This window comes from Corynebacterium sputi DSM 45148, from assembly GCF_000427865.1.
Taxonomy (GTDB): domain Bacteria; phylum Actinomycetota; class Actinomycetes; order Mycobacteriales; family Mycobacteriaceae; genus Corynebacterium; species Corynebacterium sputi.
In genome coordinates this window covers 104,384-123,113 of sequence record NZ_ATYV01000008.1, presented here as the reverse complement: position 1 = coordinate 123,113, position 18,730 = coordinate 104,384, and the positions used below count along the sequence as shown (strand labels likewise).

The following is an 18,730-nucleotide window of genomic DNA, read 5'->3' as shown; positions in this document are numbered from 1 at the left end:
GCATGATTCCGTCCTCCCGCTCGGACGTTGCTCCGTTCCACGTCATGGACGTCCTAGCAGCGGCGCAGGAGCGCGACCGAACTCACGGTGACGCCCTGTTCCTGTGCACCGGTCAGCCCTCCACGCCAGCACCTGCGCAGGTCTTGGCCGCGGTGGAGGCAGCGGTGTCTACCGAGGTCCTCGGATATACCCCGGCTGTTGGAATGCCGCAGTTGCGACGTGCGATTGCGGACTTCCACAACGCCACCTATCGAGCCGGTGCAGCACCGGTTCGATGGGAGGAAGTGGTGGTGACGACGGGGTCGTCGGGAGGCTTTGTGCAGCTTTTTCTCGCTGCACTGAACCCAGGCGACGAGATCGTTCTCGCCCGTCCCGGATACCCCGCGTACCGCAACACCCTGGAGGCCCTTGGCGCGTCCGTTATCGAGATCGACTGCGGAGCGGAGACTCGTTTCCAGCTCACCGCCGAGATCCTCGACTCGCTGCCATCGGTTCCGCGCGCGGTCATTGTGACCAGCCCGGACAACCCGACCGGAACGATCATCGACGCCGAGGAACTACAAAAAATCTGTGCTTGGTGCGACGCACATGATGTCCTCCTCATCAGCGACGAGATCTACCACGGCATCTCCTACGGCCGCCGCTGCGCCAGCGCCCGCGAATTCAGCGATAACGCTCTAGTGGTCGGCAGCGTCTCGAAGTACTTCTCCATGACCGGCTGGCGAGTCGGTTGGCTCATCGCGCCGGAGTGGCTATTGGCACCGCTGGGGCGCTTGGCCGCGAATCTCACGGTGTGCCCGCCGGCGGTGTCGCAGGTCGCGGCGATGGGGGCGTTTTCTGAGGCCTCGATTGCCGAGCTCGACAGCCACGTCCGCAGGTACGCCGCGAACCGCGACCTGCTCATCCGTGAACTTCCGGGCGCAGGCCTGCCCACTTTCGCCCCGCCGGATGGTGGTTTCTACATCTATGCGGACGTCTCCCACCTCACTGACGACTCAATGGTGTGGTCGAAGGCGCTTCTCGACGCCACCGGTGTCGCCGTAGCCCCCGGCATCGACTTCGACCAGGTCAATGGGCACCGGTTTGTGCGCCTCTGCTTCGCGGGAACGACCGCAGATATCGCCGAGGCGTGCCGGCGCATTGGTGAGTTCACTGGTGATCAGTAGCGGCCAATTCTTTAGCAGCGAGCTCGGTAGCAACCTCTCGGCACTGGTCCTGGCCACAGTGATGCGTCTCCGTTGACCCCGCGCACTCAGCGCACAGCAATATCAGCTGACGGCACTCGTCCTCATTGATGCAGTTCTCGAACTTGTTGGTGGGGGCGTCGCAAAGCACGCAGTGTCCTAACTGCTTGTAGTCCGCGTCGCCCTCCTCGCCGAACTCCATGTGCATGCGCTTGTCGAAGACATAGAGCGAACCTTCCCACAGGCCACTATTGCCGAACTTCTCGCCGTACCGAACGATGCCGCCATCGACCTGGTAGACCTCCTCGAATCCGCGCTCCTTCATGAGGGAACTGAGGATCTCGCATCGGATGCCACCGGTGCAGTAGGTGACGACGGGCTTGTTCTTCAGGTCGTCATACTTGCCGGACTCGATCTCTTCGATGAAGTCGTGGGTCGTCGTCACATCCGGGACGATGGCGTCTTTGAATTTGCCAATTTGAGCCTCGAAGGCGTTGCGGCCGTCGAAGAAGACGACGTCGTCACGCGTCTTGACCAGTTCGTTGACTTCCTCTGGCTTCAGGTGCACGCCACCGCCGGCGACGCCATCCTCGGTCACCGACAGCTCCGCAGGTGCGCCAAATGACACGATCTCGTCGCGGACCTTCACGCTGAGCTTCGGGAAATCCTCCGCGCCACCCTCGGACCACTTGAACTCCATGGTGCTGAAGCCCGGGTACTCGCGAGTCTTGCGGATATACCGCTTGCAGTCGTCGAGGTCGCCGCCGACAGTGCCGTTGATGCCGTGCTCGGAGATCAAGATGCGACCGCGCAGATTCAGCGACTCACACAGGTCGCGCTGCCAGAGCATCACCGCCTTCGGGTCTGCGAGGGGAGTGAATGCGTAGTAAAGGAGGATCTTGCTGATAGCCACGGAACGAGCATAATCCTCCGCATTGTGGCCTACCCCAGAGAGGGGAGCACCCCCGGCCCTGGAGCCAAGAACGGCATTTCCGACTACTCATGGAAGGCAACGAGCGCGCCTGCGACAGCTGCCGTCCCTCAGGAACTCCGGACGGTTGGCAGAGCAATCCGAGAGGAATCTATGAGCCAGACGTTCAGCCTGACCCCGCCGGGACCTCACACGTCACTGACTCTGTGGCAGGCACTCGCCGCGACGAATGAGGAGCTCACGGCATTCATCGTGGATGAACTGCCGATTGATGCGGATGTCCACGGGAAATTGCTCCATGCCCCGTTATCGACGTCGGTCATCACCATCGGCAATCCTGCGCTTAGCGGCCGCGGATTTGAGCTGTCATTCACCAATGGCGCCTATGTGGTCCGTGAGTTCACTCCGACTACCACCATTGATTGGAGGTTCGTTCTGACCTTTATGTCTGACCTGAGCGCGAAGATCGGTGCAGACATCGTCGCGGAGAACGGCGAGACATACACCCCAGACTCGATCCACCGCTTCGATTTCGAGAGTGACATTGCCTCGGGCATTGAAATGCTGACGAGCCTGACGTCGAATGGATCAGTGCCAGTGCTGAGGGGACTTCGGCGAAATGTCGGTCTCAACGCTGAGTTATTGGAAGCCGTCAACCGAGCCGCGTCTCCGGTGGATCAGTTTGAATCGACCTTCATGCGGGTCCAGACATTCCCAGCACATGATGCCCAGCAGTCGTTGATGCAGGACGCGCAGGGACACATCATCGGGGCGTACATGCTGACGGAGGGAGTCCGAACCACGCTTCCACACACTCCCGCGCTGGATTTTCACTACGAAGGAATCGACGCGGCCACGTTCGACAACTGGATGGTCTACCTCTTCGTCGCAACGCCTGAGGGGCCAGAGCTCCTTGGTGCATTACCGCACGCGCAGATGCTTGCTGGTCTCCCGGAGGAAAAGCACTCGCTTCTCGACGCCTACTCCCTCGTCATCGAACCCCTCACCCGAGCGGAGATGCTGGAGATGTGCCGGGGGCGCTAACCCTATCGACGAGCGCATTGTCTGGAGGCGCTTTAGGCTGTCGTCGTCTTAGTTCGGTGGGTGGGTGCGACAGCCGAGGAGCTGCGTCAATGAAGGACACGACCGTCGTTAGTGTGGGGTTGTTCGCCGCGTGGGTGGTGCATGACATCGAGGAGCTCCTCACGATGCGCACCACGTCCCGGCGTGTTCTGCAGAGGTCGCCTAGGTGGGTGCCATTGCCACCAGAACTGGAGCGCAGTGGTATTTCGCAGGCGCAGGTCAATCTCACGGTGGCGCTGATGGCTCCGGTAGTCGCTGCGGCCAGCTGGCGTGGCGCGGTGACCGAGTGCCGCTCGCCGTTCTTTCGAGGCGCTGTTCTCGGCTTCGGATTCCATGGACTTGCCCACCTGGCCGGTTCGTTTGTGGCGCAGGGCTACACCACGGGCCTGCTCACCACGCCCACAGTCGTCTTGCCGTTCTGGCGCAAAGCACACACACTGCTGCGCAGAAAGAACCTGCTTAACGACGCCCCCATCCTCACCACCACCATCGCCCTCTGCGGACTTCCACTCCTCGGTGGAGTGCACGTTATTGCTTGGCGGATCCTCGGAGACCGAGTGTTGGGGGAGAAATAGCTACGAAAACTTCTGGGTATTGAGTGTTCCCCTGGGTGGCATCCGCTGCAGGAATCGGGGTGAGGACAGCAGCCTGACACCGTCCGGGCTGCCTCACCGTGAAATACTGGTCGTCGTGGCCAAGAAGAATATCTCAAACGTCCTTGCTTCCCGCTACGCCTCCCCGGAGATGGCGCAGCTGTGGAGCCCCGAGCAGAAGATCATCATGGAGCGCCAGCTGTGGATCGCTGTGCTGAAGGCCCAGAAGGCCCGCGGCATCGAGGTCCCGGAGGGAACGATCGAGGCTTACGAAGCCGTGGTCGACCAGGTTGATCTCGGGTCCATTGCCGACCGTGAGCGGGTCACCCGCCATGACGTGAAGGCCCGCATCGAGGAGTTCTGTGCTCTCGCTGGCACCGAGCACATTCATAAGGGAATGACCTCGCGTGATTTGACCGAGAACGTCGAGCAGCTGCAGCTCCTGAGCTCCCTGACGCTGGTCCGCGATAAGGCCATTGCCGTCGCTGCCCGCACCACTGAGAAGGCTGTCGAGTACAAGTCGCTGGTCATGGCTGGCCGCTCCCACAATGTCGCCGCGCAGGCGACCACTCTGGGCAAGCGATTCGCCTCTGCCGCTGATGAGATGTTGCTGGGCATTCAGCGTGTCGAGGACCTGCTGGCGCGCTACCCGCTGCGCGGCATCAAGGGACCGATGGGCACTGCCCAGGACATGTTGGATCTGCTTGATGGTGACGAGGCAGCCCTCGCTTCCCTTGAGCAGGAGATCGCCGAGGGTCTGGGTTTCAAGGAGGTCTTCGACTCCGTCGGGCAGGTCTACCCGCGCACCCTGGACTTTGACGCGCTGTCGGCACTCGTTGAGGTCGGCGCTGGTCCGTCGTCGCTGGCCACCACCATTCGTCTGATGGCCGGCAACGAGACTGTCACCGAGGGCTTCAAGGAGGGTCAGGTTGGCTCCTCCGCGATGCCGCACAAGATGAATGCCCGCTCCTGCGAGCGCGTCAATGGTTTCCAGGTGCTGCTGCGCGGTTACATGACGATGCTTTCCGAGCTCGCCGGCAACCAGTGGAACGAGGGCGATGTGTCCTGCTCTGTCGTGCGTCGTGTTGCTCTCGCCGACGCCTTCTTCGCTATTGACGGCATGTTCGAGACCTTCCTTACCGTCCTCGATGAGTTCGGTGCATTCCCAGCGATGATCGAGCGCGAGCTTGAGCGTTACCTGCCGTTCCTGGCGTCGACGAAGGTGCTTATGGCTTGCGTTCGTGCAGGTGTCGGCCGTGAAGAGGCCCACGAGGTCATCAAGGAGCACGCTGTCGCCACCGCTCTGGACATGCGCGAGAAGGGTGCTGATCAGAACCTCGTGGAGCGTCTTGCCGAGGATTCCCGCATTCCGCTGGACCTAGCTGGTCTGGAGGCGGCCTTGGCGGACCGCCATGCTTTCATCGGTGCGGCGGAGTCCCAGGTGGACAGGGTGGCGCAGCGGGTGCAGGAGTACGTCGAGAAGCATCCCGACGCCTCCTCTTACCGCCCCGGCGACATCCTCTAAATAGGGAATCGGCCGGGAAATTTCCCGGCCTTTTTCGTCGCACCCCTTGAATCGGACGCGACGTCAGGTCCTTTGATGAGTCCTATGCGAGAGAGCGAATCGGCTGCACACGGCAGCGACGAGAGCGTCACGGACATTGATGGCTATGGCATCGGTGACACCGCAGACCTGCTCGGCGTGACCGTGCGGACGCTGCGACATTGGGACCAGATCGGCCTGCTGTCGCCGCAGTGGCGCACTGTTGGAGGTCACCGCCTTTACACGGCGGAGGACATCGGTCGTGCACACCGGATTCTTGTCTACCGCGAAGCAGGAGTGGGCCTTGATGAGGTCCGCCAGCTTCTCGACGGGAAATCCGACGAACGCAGCCAACTCATGCGCCAACGGAAGGTGCTTGAGGAAAAAGCCTCGCATCTGCGCCAGATGATCGGCGCAGTCGATGAGCTATTGGAGGCGATTGACATGAACAAACCGATGAGCCCGCAGGACGCCGCGAAGCTGTTCGGCGAAGAGTGGCGACAGGACTGGCAGGACGAAGCTGAGCAGCGGTGGGGAAACACCGACGCCTGGGCGGAATCACAAGAACGACAGAAGAATTTCACCCAGGAGGACTGGGCGGAGATGTACGAACAGCAAGAGCTGATCGTGCAGAAGCTCGCTGAGGCGGTCCGCGCCGGTGCCCACCCCGACTCGGAGATCGGCCGGGAGATCTCGGCGATGCACCGGAAGAGCGTCGGGAAGCATTATGAGTGCGGCCACGGTCGTCAGGTGATCCTGGCGCGGATGTACCTGGCCGACGACCGGTTCCGGCCGGCGTATGAAAAGGGCGGTGAGCCCGGAGCCGTAGAATTCCTCGTCGCAGCAGTTGAAGCAGACGCCCGGGCCAACGGTGTCGATCCGGACGCCGCCCAGTGGGATTGATCAGCTGGATCGAGTAGTCGGTCCCTATTTGGGCCAGCTGCTCAGCGCCCGATCCATGGCGGAGACCGTGTTCTGCCAGGATGTTTCGAGGTCGGGGGCTCTGTGCTCGACTGCGCCAGAGCCTTCAAGTGTGAGCAGCCCGGTGATCGTGGCGGCGACGAACTGGACCGCGTGAACGGCGCGCTCGCCTTCGATGTCATAGCCGTGCAGCGTGGCAGTCATTAGACGCGCCACCCTCGCTGCCTCATCGGACTGTACGGTCTCTGCATCTGCCGAACGTTGCATCGCCTCCCACATTCCGGGATGCGCGAAGGCAAGTTCCCGATGCGCCTGAACCAACCCATGCAGCGCGGCCTGCTGGGATTTTCCTGCCGTTGCCTCAGCGATGAGATCAGCCAAGTTGCCGAGCGAGCGTTGGTGAAGACGACTGAGCAGCTCCGCCTTTCCCGACACATGTGCGTACAGGCTCGGTGGTCTGACACCAAGTTCTCGAGCAATCGCAGACAAGGAGACAGCGTCGTATCCGTCGCGATCTGCAACTGTGACGGCCGTCGACACAATTGACTCTGCGGACGCCCCGACCCTAGGCATGAGCAGTGCTTTCGCGCAGCTTCTGCGCTTCGGCCAGATGGCTGAAGGCACTTGAATCCGAGTGTGCGTACTCAACGAAACGCTCGCCGATGAGGTGGTGGGCGGGGGCGTCGGGATGCAGACCGTCAGCTAACGGATATCGGTCAGCGTCCGCTGCTCCGAATAGTCGAATGCCGTCGAGATAGTGCAGATGTGGGTCGGAGGTGGACCTGGTGCTGAAGACACCGTCGAGTGCGTCACGGATCACCTCGAGAGTGAGCCGGCCCTGCGAGGTCTCCTTCTCATCACCGGTGGCGAGAAACCCTGTGGTTCCTGCGGCCAGGGCTTCCGGGTCCATCGCCAGGGGGCCGGGTGTGGTCTCCTGCAGTCCGCAGTACAGCGGCGACATAACTAGCAGCGGTGTTTCCGGGTGTCCGTCGCGAATGGTGTCGAGGAAGCCGTGCACCGCAGGGACAAATGAGCGCAGCCGCATGGAGTCAGTGTTGGCGATGTTGATACCGATCTTGATTGAGATCACCTCAGCCGGTGAATCCCTGATGACTCGGGCCATGAAGGGGTCGAGGACGGCGCTTCCGCCGAAACCGAGATTCTCCAGATCCAGGCCAAGGCGTCGGGAGGCAATCGACGTCCAGGTTTCAGACGGCGCCGCCGCGTTGGAGCCCTGGCTAATGGAGCTGCCGTAGTGAGTCCATCGGTGCTGGGCATTGTCGGTCACCGGTGAAACGGGGGCATCGGCGTGGAGCGAGACAAGATCCATCGACTCGTTGTGTGGCAGCCACATTTCGATCGTCTTTTCTGCAGAGGGCAGTCCTGTCACATGGGTAGTGCAGTGCTCTCCACTGCGTCGCTCAACTGCTCCCGTGAGCATATTGAACTCCACGACATCTCCACCGGTGAGAGTGTTTCGGGCCGCGAGCTCGCCGTCGATAAGCACATCGACTGTTCCGCGAGGTCGGCTCAAGCCCACATAATTGGTCCAGCGCGAATGTATGACTAACTCAATCTCAGTGGCGCAGGTGCGGAACGTTAGCCGGATACCTGCAGGCTGTGCTTCCATCGCGAGCAATTGAGGGCCAGGAAACTGATGTCGGACCCAGGTGGGTAGGCGGTGTAGTCGGACCCGACCGTCGGCGTGCTCGATTTCTGAGGCGCCTCGGATGATGTCGGCAGTAAGGGGTATGGATCGCATACTCATGCCTATGCCCTATAGGAAAAAACCTAATGGACATAGGCAGCGGGGCAGTGGTTGTCACTTATAGGTGACAACCGCAGTATGCGACCCCTCCTGCTCCTGCAGTGCTAACACTGCCGGCGCGGTTGTAGTTAGCTCGGCTCGATGGCTCCGCAGAGCTCACGGTCACCAGCATCGCCGGTGGACAGCGTGTCCTCATCCGGGCCATCCGGGGCGTAGCGCTCCGGGATGTGAGCGAAGTTGTCCGGGTCCTCGTGGACGATGACTGCGGCGCCGTCGTCGTCGAGAAGCAGCTCGTGGCTCAACTTGTCAGAAAGGCTGCGGATTTCACCGGTGCCGTCATCGTTGATGTAGATCGACGGCAGATCACCGGGGTGGCCGCCACCGTGCTCCGAGTCGCCGTTCAGGTGCCCGCCGGCGGAAGAGAAGTCATCTTCGCAGAGGCCGGTGTCATGCAGGTGCATGCCATGGAACCCGGGGGCTAGGCCGGTGGCGGTGATGTGGACCTCCACCTTGCCGTCCTTGTCGTAGAACGCGGCAGTGCCGGAGTCGTCTCCGTCTTGGTTGACCAGCTGCGCGGTGGCGAACTGCTCGCCCTCCTCGCTAGCGGGGGCATCTGGGTCGGCGGCAGGCTCAGTGGTGCCATTGTTGTCGGTCGTGGCAGCGGTGTTCTCGGTGCCGGACATGTTCTCTCCGTCATCGGCACAGGCAACGGCGGTGAATGCTAGCGCTCCGGCGGCGGCCAGTGCCATAGACGTACGGCGGATGGAGGGCGTGCGGATCATGCTGGTCGAGCTCATTGGGGGACTCCAAACTGTTGGTCGTTCTCGGTTCCTCTAAGGGCTGGTTCCGACCGTACCTGCGTGTGTACTCTCCGGTCATGGATGTACCTGAAGCACGCGTGATCACTCCCACCGAAGCCCGGGCGGCACGGTCACATGCGCAGTGGCTGGATGGTAGGTCTGGGGATGGCCCGTTGGACGTCGCACAGCACATGCTTGCAGTTCAGGCGCAGAACTATGGCGCGGCCCGCAAGGCGCTGTCGATGCGATCGGGCAGAGGCCACACCACTACGGAGGTCGACGCGGCGCTGACCAACGGCGATCTCATCCGCACCTGGCCGATGCGCGGCACCCATCACATCATGGCGGCAGCTGATGTTCGCTGGCTTACGGAGCTGTGTGGGAAGCGGGCACTGGGAGGCGTCGAGAAGCGTCGTGAGGGATTAGGGCTTTCGCTTCCCGAGGTCTCTCTGATCTCCTCCCTCATCATCGACACCACAACCGACACTGCGGCTGAGCGCGATGGCGCGGTTGAACTCGGAAACGGACACAGCGCGTTGACCCGCGATGGGGTGAAGACACTGATGACGGAGGCTGGGGTTGATCCGGATGGTGGACGCAGTTCCCATATCCTGCGCTACCTCTGCCAAATGATGGAGTTAGTGCAAGGGCCCGGGGAGACGTTCACTGCGTTCGATAACTGGGTACCGGAGTCGAAATCTCCTGATGCTCCGATGGTGCACCTGGTCGAACGCCATTTGGCTGCGCGGGCACCGGCGACGGTCGCAGACATCGCGTGGTGGTCAGGCCAGACACAGACGGCGGTGAAGAAGGCGGTGGCAGAGGCCGCAGTCGGAGAAGTGACCATGAACGGTGTGGAGTACCTCGTTCCCGAGGGCTGGGAACCGGCAGGCAAGGCCACGGGAACACTGCAGTTGCCTGCGTTCGACGAGTACCTGATGGGGTACAAAGACCGCACTCTGGCCGTAGACCCGATGCACACGCCAGTGGTTGGGCCGACGAAGAACGGACTGGTGGCACCCGTAGTTGTGCGCGATGGCGTTGTTATTGCGACATGGAAGGGTGACGACATCACTTATCTGGAGTGATCTCGTGACGCCATTGCTATCGCAGTTCTTCCCAGCCCCATTTCTAGCGGTCCGCGGCCGATGAGAAGCGCCCACAGTGAGCACCCGATCAGCAGCGTAATGATGGACGGCCACAGCGGGTTTACAGCCTGGAAGTCCCACAGCGGATCAAAGGTGATTCCGATGATGCCGGGCTGGAACTGAATCCACACCCACCACGACAGGACGTGGGCGGTATATGCCGTCAACGGCATGGACCCCACCGCCCGCAGTGGCCACAGGAGCCATCGCACTGGTGTCGCACAAAGCAAGACGCACAGACCGAGGACAGCGAGGGCGAAACCACCTGAGCCCACTGCTTCGCCGATGCCTGATTCGTGAGGGACGTCGTTAAGCAATGACAGAGCCCGGATGCGGGTGGTGCCTGCCACGGGGCCAAGGACTCCGTAGCCGATCGTGGCCAGCACTGCGCCGACCGCGGTGAGCACCAGCGCTGCGCGAACTTGCCGCTCGAGCAGCATTCGGCCAGCGACGACTCCGGCTGCAATGAACGCCAGCCACATCGCGAATGGGTAGTGCCATCCGGTGTAGCGATAGAGCAGTTCCGAAGCCACCGGGCCCAGTGGGTTGATTCTGCCTACGGCCGCGACGATAACCGGCCCGAGCACCGCTGCGGCCGCAGCGACGGCGATCAGCACTGGCGTTGAGAACCTCAGCAGCCATGTCCCGACCAGGAGCAGAATTCCGTACGCAGGCAGGATGATGTGCAACGGCACAGACAACGTTGCCAACACCGCTCCCAGTACCCAGATCAGTAAGGCTCGGGAGCAGAACAACCGGCGAAGGTATCCCGACGGAGGGGTAGCGGACCCGGCGACCAGCGCCAGGGATACACCCGCCAGCGTTGCGAAGAGAATGGAAGAGCGACCGTCGACAACCCCATCCCATGATTGGGGATCAGACCACGTGAACCGGCTGACGATCATCAAGTGCGCCACCAGCATTCCCAGGAGGGCGATCCCACGCGCCAGGTCCACAGCAGGAATCCGTGCTGGAGACTCCAGCCTCTGGACGTTATTGCGGATCCTGGCGGCGGCGCTCATCGTTTAGGTCTCAGCCCAGTACTGCGTTGCGTACTCCGCGACCTCACGTGCGTAGGCCACTGACTGGTTGTAGCCCATCACCGCAGTGTTCCAGCCTTCATCGGAAATGATCTCCCCACCGGTGTGGCACAACAACGCCGCTGCGGACAATGCAGCGTCATCGATGTGATGCGGATCCGCTACGCCGTCCATGTTTCCGTCCTGACCGATCCAGGACCATGTCTCCGGAATGAACTGCATCGGGCCCACAGCACGGTCCCACTCGTCGTCGCCGTCCATGTCACCGCCATCGGTGTCCGAGATCTCTGCGACGCCGGGACCGCCGTCCAGCGGAATCCCGATGACTGGGGGATCGACAAGACCATCCGGCTCAATGTCGGAGTCGCCATACCGGCCGTGGAATGACTCCACCGCACCGATGCCGGCCAACGTGTTCCACCCCAGACCGCAGTCAGGGGAGGTTACGCTGACTCGGATGGCGGCGCCGGCATAGGCCGCTACCGCCCGGGCCGGAATGCCATGGTCAGCCGAGGTCGCACCGACCCACTCTGGATCAGGAAGATCTGCGATGGGGATCTGTGCCAGATCCACGCCCTCGTCGAAGACCGCAAGGACCGGAACGTGTTGCTCTGGAGCGTCCGGAGCGCCCGAGGCTGCGATGTCCGGAAATGACTTTCCCCCATCGGAACATCCAGCAACTACCAAGGCAGCGGTCAACAGGGTCGCCGTAAGCACCCCACGCGAATACCAGGTGATGTGCGAATTCGTGGACGAAGAAGGCGAAATGACAGGTCCTCGGGTGTCGATGGCGTATCTCCCTTATTCAGCTGATGGTATGGGCGACAGCGGCGTATGAACAGGCGCAGCCTCCGGAAAAAGCTATGGCGCCGACCCCAGAATTGGAGCCGGCGCCTCAGCCGATGATCTGACCTTACAGGTCAGAAAGCCGTACCTCTACAGATCGCGGACGCTCGCAGTGAAGTGCGGACGACGCTTCTTCTTGTCCCACGCCACGATGTCGCGGTCGTTGGATGCCGAGGACTCACCCGACAGGCGAGTAATGGCGACCGGCACCGTTGCCGGCAGCACGACCGGTGCGCCGAAAGCGATGTCGAACTCGAAGGAGCCGCGTGCGTCGGCCTCAGCCAGCGCACGGGAGGCGGTGTACATGCCGTGCGCGATCGCGCCGGGCATGCCCAGTGCCTTCGCGGACAAGCCGGTGATGTGGATCGGGTTCCAGTCGCCGGACACCTTGGCCCACTTGCGGCCGATGCCAGCAGGCAGACGCCAGATGGCAGTCGGTGCCGGAACCTTGAACTTCTCGCGGTCCTTAGATTCAGCAGCTTCGGCGTCCTTCAGACGACGGCCACGGGCCAGGTAGACGGAGCGCTCCTCGACGGCGACTTCACCGTTCTGGGAGACGACGGCGTCGAGGAGAATCTCGGTGCCGACGCGGTGCTCTCGGAAACCGGAGACGCGGACCTCAAGATCGACCGTGGAGTCGACAGCGATGGGCTTGAGCTGCCGGTAGGAGTTGTCGGTGTGGACCAGTCCCATCATCGGCAGCGGGAAGTCGTCGGCGCCCATGAGCTGCAGCTGCAGCGGCATGATCAGCGAGTGGATGTGGCCGAAGAAGGCCTCATCCGATTTCTGCTCGCCACCGACGAGAGCGCGGAACTTCTCGTCCTGCGCACGGGTGACCGGGACGTCCTTGACGGTGAAGGCGTTGACCTCGATCTCGATGGAGCTCGGGCGCTTCTTCGACGCGCCAGCGGCGGCCTTGCCGTACAGCGGAGCGAGGCTGGGGACCTCGGGGAGGGTAACCGTTTTCATGTGTGCCCTTTCCTCAATTCCTGTGGAGTTGCCGGTTTACTGGCCGACGATGTTCTGGCCACACACGCGCACGACGGTGCCGTTGATGCCCAGAGCCTGGTCGGAAGAAAGGAACGCGATGGCGTTGGCAACGTCCACCGGCAGACCACCCTGCTGCAGGGAGTTCACGCGACGAGCGACCTGGCGGTTCATGAACGGAATCGCGGCGGTCATCTCGGTCTCGATGAAGCCCGGAGCGACAGCGTTGATGTTGCCGCCCTTCTCAGCGAAGGTGTCCGCGTATGCGGAGACCATGCCGATGACACCGGCCTTGGAGGCGGCGTAGTTGGTCTGGCCACGGTTGCCGGCGATGCCGGAGGTGGAAGCCAGGGACACCACGCGCGGGGACTCCTGGAATGCCGGGTGTGCGAGGAGCTGCTCGTTCATCTTGAGCTGAGCCTCGATGTTCACGGCGATGACGGCGCCCCACTTGGCCTCGTCCATGTTGGACAGGAGCTTGTCCTTGGTGATGCCAGCGTTGTGGATGACGATGTCCAGGCGGCCGTAGCGGTTCTGGGCAGCGTCAGCAATGTTGTTGCCGGCGTCGTCAGCGGTGATGTCCTGCTGCAGTGCCAGGCCGTCGATCTTGTTCGCGACCTTTGCCAGAGCCTCGCCTGCGGCGGGGATATCGATGACGATGACCTTGGCGCCGAGCTCGTGCATCTGCTCTGCGATAGCAGCGCCGATGCCACGAGCAGAACCGGTCACTGCTGCAACGCGGCCGGCCAGCGGCTTGTCCCAATCCTCCGGCAGGGTGCCGTTGGAGGAGGAGACGCGCAGGAACTGACCGTCGATGAAGGTGGAGCGGCCGGAGAGGAAGAAACGCAGCGCGGAGACAACCGGGCTCGCGGTGACGTCCACACCGTCGGCGACGACGATGCCGTTGGCGGTGGAGCCGCCACGGACCTCGTGGCCCAGGGAGCGGACGATGCCCTCGACGCCGGAGCGCGCAGCGTTGACTGCCGGGGAGTTCTCCTCGTTCGACTCACGGGAGATGAAGACCACTCGGCCGCCCTTGTCGAGCTTGCGCAGGTGCTTCGCAGCAGCCAGGACCGGACCCTGCAGGTCGGTCGGGCGCTCTGCCTCGGTGAGCACGACGACGATGGCGCCGACCTTGTCGTCGCCTGCTTCGTCACGGCGGACCTGGAGCTCCCAGTCACCGAGCTGCTTGGCGACGGCCTCGGCGTCGGCACCGGAACCGGTGACGAGGACCTTGTTGTTCTTCAGGACATCGTCGCCAGCCTTGTGGCGGCGCAGGTGCGGCGGCTGCGGGAGGCCGAGGGACTTAGCGACACCGGTCAGCGGGCCGCCATTGACGAGCTCCTGGTACTTGTCAGACATGTAATGCTCCTAATCGAGTCTTTGCGGTAAAGCGAGAGGTGAGAGGGGTTACGGACGAGCCTCGAGGATGGCGACGACGCCCTGGCCTCCGGCTGCACAGACGGAGACGAAGCCGCGGGAGACCTCACCGGTCTCGTTGGTCTTCTGGCGGAGCATCTTGGCCAGGGAGGCACCGATACGGCCACCGGTAGCGGCGAAGGGGTGTCCGGTAGCAAGGGAGGAGCCGTTGACGTTGAGCTTCTCGCGCGGGATGGAGCCCAGTGCGGAGTCCAGGCCCAGCTTCTCCTTGCAGAACTCCTCGTCTTCCCATGCCTTCATGGTGGCGAGGACGGTGCCGGCGAATGCCTCGTGGATTTCGAAGAAGTCGAAGTCATCGAAGGTGAAGCCATTGCGTGCCAGAATGCGCGGGGTGGCGTAGACCGGAGCCATGAGCAGGCCCTCGTCGCCGTAGACGAAGTCCACTGCAGCGGCCTCGGTGTCGATAACGTCAGCCAGGATCGGCAGGCCACGCTCTTCGGCCCACTCGACGGAGGAGATCAGAACCGAGGAAGCGCCGTCGGTCAAGGTGGTGGAGTTACCAGCGGTCATGGTCGGCTCGGTCTCCAGGCCACGGCCGAAGGCCGGCTTGAGCTTAGCGAGCTTCTCAACGGTGGTGTCCGCACGCAGGTTGGTGTCCTTAGTGACACCGCGGTACGGGGTGACCAGGTCGGTGAAGAAACCCTCGTCGTAGGCACGGGCGAGGTTCTGGTGCGAGGCGGCAGCCAGCTCGTCCTGCTCAGCACGGGTTACGCCCCACTTAGCGGTGGTGATGGCCTGGTGCTCACCCATGGAAAGGCCGGTGCGCGGCTCGCCGGTGCTCGGGGTAGCCGGAGCAAGGTCGGACGGGCGAATCTTGGTCAGTGCCTTGACCTGGTCCAGCGGGGTCTTCTGGCGGTTCGCCTCGAGCAGAGCCTTGCGGGCGCCGTCGGAGATAGCGATCGGAGCATCGGAAGTGGTGTCAACGCCGCCGGAGATGCCGGAGTCAATCTGACCGAGCTTGATCTTGTTGGCGATGGAACCCATGGTTTCCATGCCGGTGGCGCAGGCCTGCTGCACGTCGTAGGCCGGGGTGGTCGGAGCGAGGGAGGTGCTCAGGACGACCTCGCGGACGAGGTTGAAGTCACGCGAGTGCTTCAAAACGGCACCTGCGGAGACCTCACCGATCTCTTCGCCTGCCAGGCCGAACCGTGCGACGAGGCCTTCGATGGCGGCGGTCAGCATGTCCTGGTTGGACTCGTTGCTGTACTCCTTGTTCGAACGAGCGAACGGGATACGATTGCCGCCGACGATGACTGCGCGGCGGATTTCCTGGTTGGCCATGTGACTCGGCCCTTTCGTCTAGGTAGTTGTGACGTGAGTTACTAAAAGTAGACAATACTTATAGACATGTCTGTTGTCACGGGAACACACCGATATGAGGGCTAAGCTTTCCCCCATGCGACCTGAACTTTCTTCGTACAACCACCTGTCTGCCGGAAAAGTCCGTGAGATCTATGACATTGACGATTCGACGCTTTTGATGGAGGTCAGTGACCGCATCTCCGCGTACGACCACATCCTTGATTCCCCCATCCCGGACAAGGGCCGTGTTCTCACCGCGATGAGTGTCTTTTTCTTCGACGCTCTGGACTTCCCGAACCACCTGGCAGGCGCACCGGACGACGAGCGAATCCCCGCTGATTCCCTCGGCCGAGCACTGGTCTGTAAAAAGCTCGACATGATGCCGTTCGAATGCGTCGCCCGTGGCTACCTCACCGGTTCCGGCCTGAAGGAGTACCGCGAATCCGGCACCGTCTGTGGAATTGAGCTCCCGGAGGGCCTTACTGAAGGCTCCCGCCTGCCCGAGCCTATTTTCACCCCCGCAACAAAAGCCGAGATCGGCGACCACGATGAGAATGTGACGTTCGATCGGGTCGTGCAGGACCTCGGCCGCGAGCGCGCAGAACAGCTTCGCGACGCCACTCTCGAGATCTACTCGAAGGCCGCCGCTATCGCCCTGGAGAAGGGCATCATCCTCGCGGATACCAAGTTCGAGTTCGGATTGGACACCGAAGGCAACCTCGTCCTCGCCGATGAGGTGCTCACCCCGGACTCCTCTCGCTACTGGCCCGCAGACACCTGGGTCGAGGGACAGGTCAATCCCTCCTTCGATAAGCAGTACGTGCGCGATTGGCTCACCTCAGCCGAATCCGGTTGGGATAAGGAAGGCGACACCGAACCGCCGTCGCTGCCCAGCGAGGTTGTCACTGCCACCCGCGATCGCTACGTGGAGGCCTATGAGCGCATCTCCGGCAAGAAGTTTGCCGACTGGTACGGTGCCGGGAATTAAAACGAGTAACAGGAGGATCACCGGTACATGAGGACCGTTCACGGCCGAGAGTTCGACGATCAGTGGGAGTGGCTCCGCGAGAAGGAGTCACAGCGGGTCATCGACCACCTGAATGCGGAAAACGCGATCACTGAGGAGGCGACGGCCGATCTGGCGCCGCTACGGGAGACGATCTACAAGGAGATCAAGTCTCGCGTGCAGGAGACTGACATGTCGGTGCCGGTGCGCTCCGGTGGCTGGTGGTATTTCGGCCGCTCGGAAGAAGGCCGATCCTACGGTCTGAGCTGCCGCGTTCCCGCTGAGGGTGACATCCCGCCGGTGACTGCCACCGCTGACGGCGAACCACTGCCGGCGCTGGACGGCGAGCAGATCTTGCTGGACATGGACGCTATGGCTGAAGGACACGAATACTTCAGCCTCGGAGCTGCATCTGTGACTGTTGACGGCACGCTGCTGGCGTACTCCACCGATGTGGTCGGCGATGAGCGCTACAACCTGCGGGTAAAAGACCTTCGTACCGGCGAGCTTCTCCAGGACTCCATCGACGGCATCTCCGCCGGCGCCTCTTGGGTCGGTTCGGAGTACATCTTCTACCAGACCGTCGACGACGCCTGGCGCCCCGATTCGGTCTGGCGCCACCGCATCGGCACCCCGTCCTCTGAAGACGTCCGCGTCTTCCACGAGCCGGACGAATCTTTCTTTGTCGGAGCCGGCACCACCCGTTCCGAGAAGTACCTCATCATCGAGATGGGCTCGAAGATCACCTCCGAGTGCTGGTACATCGACACCTCTGCGCCGGAATCTGCCCCTGTCTGCATCCGCCCGCGCGAAACCGGCGTGGAGTACGAGGTCGAACACGCCATCATCGGAGGTCGCGACAAGTGGCTGGTCACGCACAATCTCACCGGCCCGGACTTCGCGCTGAGCATTTGTGATGCCGGTCCGGTCGGCGATGTCAGCGAGCTCAAGGATCTCGTCCCGCATCTGCCAGGCCGTCGCATCGAGGGCGTCGACTGCTTCGCTAGTTTCATCGTCTTAGCCTTCCGCGAAGGCGGTATCGGCAGGTTGTCAGTGTGGAAGCTCGGCAACGATTCGCTTCCCGACGCCCCCACCGCACACTTCGAACCCCTCCAATTCCCAGAGGAGCTCTACACCGCCGGTGCCGGTGGAAACCCCGAGTGGGACACCACGGTATTCCGATTCGGCTATGGATCGTTCACCACTCCAGGGGAGCTGTGGCAGCTCGATGTCCCAACCGGGAAGCGGACCCTGCTGAAGCGTCAGCCGGTGAAGGGTGGTTATGACCCGGAGGAGTACGTCGCAAAGCGTCTATGGGTAACTGCCCGCGATGGTGTCGACGTCCCCGTGAGCCTGGTGCACCGCGCTGACCTGGACATCACTAAGCCCAATCCGCTGCTGCTGTACGGCTACGGCTCCTATGAAGCGTCGATTGACCCGGGCTTTTCGGTTGCTCGGCTATCGCTGATGGATCGCGGCATGATCTTCGCGATCGCGCACGTTCGCGGTGGCGGCGAGATGGGTCGCGGCTGGTGGGAAAACGGACGCGGACTGTCGAAGAAGAACACCTTCACCGACTTCATCGACGTCGCTGACCACCTGCGTGAATCCGGCGTGACCGATTCGATGGTCGCCGAAGGCGGCTCCGCCGGCGGCATGCTCATGGGCGCAGTGGCGAACATGGCCGGCGACCGTTTCAACGGCATTCTTGCCGCGGTACCGTTCGTCGATCCGCTGACCTCCATGCTGATGCCGGAGCTCCCTCTCACCGTCACCGAATGGGATGAGTGGGGAGATCCCCTTCATGATGCCGAGGTCTACGACTACATGGCTTCCTACTCTCCGTACGAAAACGTCGGCGGCACGTATCCTCCGATTCTCGCGACGACGTCTCTCAATGACACCCGCGTCCTCTACGTCGAGCCGGCGAAGTGGATCGCGCGTCTAAAGGAAGTCGCCGACGGCGGTCCGTTCCTCTTCAAGTGCGAGATGTCCGCCGGCCACGGTGGTGTCTCCGGGCGATACGCCAAGTGGAAGGAAACGGCATTCGAGTACGCCTGGCTGTTGAAGCAGGCCGGCGCCGCCGATAAGTGAGCGGACGTGGTCTTTCCGTCGAATTGAATTAACGGAAGGACCAC

At 62.3% G+C, this 18,730-nt stretch carries 16 protein-coding genes and 1 pseudogene; 8 read left to right on the top strand and 9 right to left on the bottom strand.

Annotation, left to right across the window (positions count from 1 at the left end):
* Positions 1–2 precede the first annotated feature (2 nt).
* Entirely contained in the window at positions 3–1,166 is a 1,164-nt protein-coding gene (locus tag YWU_RS0105285; RefSeq protein ID WP_027019644.1) for a pyridoxal phosphate-dependent aminotransferase, read from the top strand.
* Here YWU_RS0105285 and trhO read toward each other — a convergent pair.
* Entirely contained in the window at positions 1,150–2,097 is a 948-nt protein-coding gene (gene trhO / locus YWU_RS0105280) for an oxygen-dependent tRNA uridine(34) hydroxylase TrhO (RefSeq protein WP_027019643.1), read from the bottom strand. The two genes, YWU_RS0105285 and trhO, sit on opposite strands and share 17 nt — an antisense overlap.
* A 171-nt stretch (positions 2,098–2,268) precedes the next feature.
* Here trhO and YWU_RS0105275 point away from each other — a divergent pair, with 171 nt between their 5' ends.
* The 4 genes from YWU_RS0105275 to YWU_RS0105260 all read left to right on the top strand — a co-directional run bounded on the left by YWU_RS0105275 (position 2,269) and on the right by YWU_RS0105260 (position 6,237).
* Entirely contained in the window at positions 2,269–3,159 is an 891-nt protein-coding gene (locus tag YWU_RS0105275) for a DUF4299 family protein (protein ID WP_027019642.1), read from the top strand.
* 89 nt (positions 3,160–3,248) lie between these two features.
* The gene (locus YWU_RS0105270) at positions 3,249–3,773 is read left to right on the top strand and encodes an HXXEE domain-containing protein (protein ID WP_027019641.1); all 525 of its coding nucleotides are present in this window, start codon (positions 3,249–3,251) and stop codon (positions 3,771–3,773) included.
* 115 nt (positions 3,774–3,888) lie between these two features.
* The gene (gene purB / locus YWU_RS0105265) at positions 3,889–5,316 is read left to right on the top strand and encodes an adenylosuccinate lyase (protein ID WP_034647141.1); all 1,428 of its coding nucleotides are present in this window, start codon (positions 3,889–3,891) and stop codon (positions 5,314–5,316) included.
* Positions 5,317–5,400: 84 nt separating this feature from the next.
* Positions 5,401–6,237: a MerR family transcriptional regulator gene (locus YWU_RS0105260; RefSeq protein WP_051260065.1), complete on the top strand. Its 837-nt coding sequence runs from the start codon at positions 5,401–5,403 to the stop codon at positions 6,235–6,237.
* Between the two features lie 24 nt (positions 6,238–6,261).
* On the opposite strand, the gene YWU_RS0105255 is transcribed toward YWU_RS0105260, so the two are convergent.
* The 3 genes from YWU_RS0105255 to YWU_RS0105245 form a co-directional block, all read right to left on the bottom strand.
* Complete coding sequence (locus YWU_RS0105255) at positions 6,262–6,828, bottom strand: TetR/AcrR family transcriptional regulator (RefSeq protein ID WP_027019638.1); 567 nt, start codon at positions 6,826–6,828, stop codon at positions 6,262–6,264.
* Entirely contained in the window at positions 6,821–8,023 is a 1,203-nt protein-coding gene (locus YWU_RS15335; RefSeq protein ID WP_051260064.1) for an SGNH/GDSL hydrolase family protein, read from the bottom strand. Before YWU_RS15335 ends, YWU_RS0105255 begins: the two co-directional genes overlap by 8 nt.
* 128 nt (positions 8,024–8,151) lie before the next feature.
* Positions 8,152–8,820: a superoxide dismutase family protein gene (locus YWU_RS0105245; protein WP_027019637.1), complete on the bottom strand. Its 669-nt coding sequence runs from the start codon at positions 8,818–8,820 to the stop codon at positions 8,152–8,154.
* An 80-nt stretch (positions 8,821–8,900) separates the two neighbouring features.
* Here YWU_RS0105245 and YWU_RS0105240 point away from each other — a divergent pair, with 80 nt between their 5' ends.
* Entirely contained in the window at positions 8,901–9,911 is a 1,011-nt protein-coding gene (locus tag YWU_RS0105240) for a winged helix DNA-binding domain-containing protein (protein WP_156892722.1), read from the top strand.
* Here the strand turns inward: YWU_RS0105240 and YWU_RS15330 are convergent.
* From YWU_RS15330 to YWU_RS0105215, 5 genes are all read right to left on the bottom strand, one after another.
* Positions 9,899–10,993: a heparan-alpha-glucosaminide N-acetyltransferase domain-containing protein gene (locus tag YWU_RS15330; protein ID WP_051260063.1), complete on the bottom strand. Its 1,095-nt coding sequence runs from the start codon at positions 10,991–10,993 to the stop codon at positions 9,899–9,901. The two genes, YWU_RS0105240 and YWU_RS15330, sit on opposite strands and share 13 nt — an antisense overlap.
* A 3-nt stretch (positions 10,994–10,996) precedes the next feature.
* Positions 10,997–11,710 carry a lysozyme family protein gene (locus YWU_RS15325; protein WP_240484062.1) on the bottom strand — a complete coding sequence of 238 codons (714 nt, stop codon included), beginning with the start codon at positions 11,708–11,710 and terminating at the stop codon, positions 10,997–10,999.
* Between the two features lie 237 nt (positions 11,711–11,947).
* Positions 11,948–12,826: a MaoC/PaaZ C-terminal domain-containing protein gene (locus YWU_RS0105225; protein ID WP_027019635.1), complete on the bottom strand. Its 879-nt coding sequence runs from the start codon at positions 12,824–12,826 to the stop codon at positions 11,948–11,950.
* A 36-nt stretch (positions 12,827–12,862) separates the two neighbouring features.
* Complete coding sequence (locus YWU_RS0105220; protein ID WP_027019634.1) at positions 12,863–14,206, bottom strand: 3-oxoacyl-ACP reductase; 1,344 nt, start codon at positions 14,204–14,206, stop codon at positions 12,863–12,865.
* Positions 14,207–14,254: 48 nt separating this feature from the next.
* Positions 14,255–15,565, bottom strand: a complete 1,311-nt coding sequence (locus YWU_RS0105215; RefSeq protein WP_027019633.1) for an acetyl-CoA C-acetyltransferase — start codon at positions 15,563–15,565, stop codon at positions 14,255–14,257.
* Between the two features lie 115 nt (positions 15,566–15,680).
* Between YWU_RS0105215 and YWU_RS0105210 the strand changes: the two genes are divergently transcribed.
* Both YWU_RS0105210 and YWU_RS15320 read left to right on the top strand, forming a co-directional pair.
* A complete protein-coding gene (locus YWU_RS0105210; protein ID WP_027019632.1) occupies positions 15,681–16,574 on the top strand; it encodes a phosphoribosylaminoimidazolesuccinocarboxamide synthase in 894 nt (297 codons plus the stop codon).
* Positions 16,575–16,592: 18 nt separating this feature from the next.
* Positions 16,593–18,686: pseudogene (locus YWU_RS15320) on the top strand (S9 family peptidase); the annotation flags it as partial.
* Positions 18,687–18,730 lie beyond the last annotated feature (44 nt).

Bases quoted from the DNA above. Each gene is read 5' to 3' on its own strand.
- YWU_RS0105285 (WP_027019644.1), top strand. From the start codon at position 3: ATGATTCCGTCCTCCCGCTCGGACGTTGCTCCGTTCCACGTCATGGAC.
- YWU_RS0105275 (WP_027019642.1), top strand. From the start codon at position 2,269: ATGAGCCAGACGTTCAGCCTGACCCCGCCGGGACCTCACACGTCACTG.
- YWU_RS0105270 (WP_027019641.1), top strand. From the start codon at position 3,249: ATGAAGGACACGACCGTCGTTAGTGTGGGGTTGTTCGCCGCGTGGGTG.
- YWU_RS0105260 (WP_051260065.1), top strand. From the start codon at position 5,401: ATGCGAGAGAGCGAATCGGCTGCACACGGCAGCGACGAGAGCGTCACG.
- YWU_RS0105255 (WP_027019638.1), bottom strand. From the start codon at position 6,828: ATGCCTAGGGTCGGGGCGTCCGCAGAGTCAATTGTGTCGACGGCCGTC.
- YWU_RS15335 (WP_051260064.1), bottom strand. From the start codon at position 8,023: ATGAGTATGCGATCCATACCCCTTACTGCCGACATCATCCGAGGCGCC.
- YWU_RS0105245 (WP_027019637.1), bottom strand. From the start codon at position 8,820: ATGAGCTCGACCAGCATGATCCGCACGCCCTCCATCCGCCGTACGTCT.
- YWU_RS0105240 (WP_156892722.1), top strand. From the start codon at position 8,901: ATGGATGTACCTGAAGCACGCGTGATCACTCCCACCGAAGCCCGGGCG.
- YWU_RS15330 (WP_051260063.1), bottom strand. From the start codon at position 10,993: ATGAGCGCCGCCGCCAGGATCCGCAATAACGTCCAGAGGCTGGAGTCT.
- YWU_RS0105225 (WP_027019635.1), bottom strand. From the start codon at position 12,826: ATGAAAACGGTTACCCTCCCCGAGGTCCCCAGCCTCGCTCCGCTGTAC.
- YWU_RS0105220 (WP_027019634.1), bottom strand. From the start codon at position 14,206: ATGTCTGACAAGTACCAGGAGCTCGTCAATGGCGGCCCGCTGACCGGT.
- YWU_RS0105215 (WP_027019633.1), bottom strand. From the start codon at position 15,565: ATGGCCAACCAGGAAATCCGCCGCGCAGTCATCGTCGGCGGCAATCGT.
- YWU_RS0105210 (WP_027019632.1), top strand. From the start codon at position 15,681: ATGCGACCTGAACTTTCTTCGTACAACCACCTGTCTGCCGGAAAAGTC.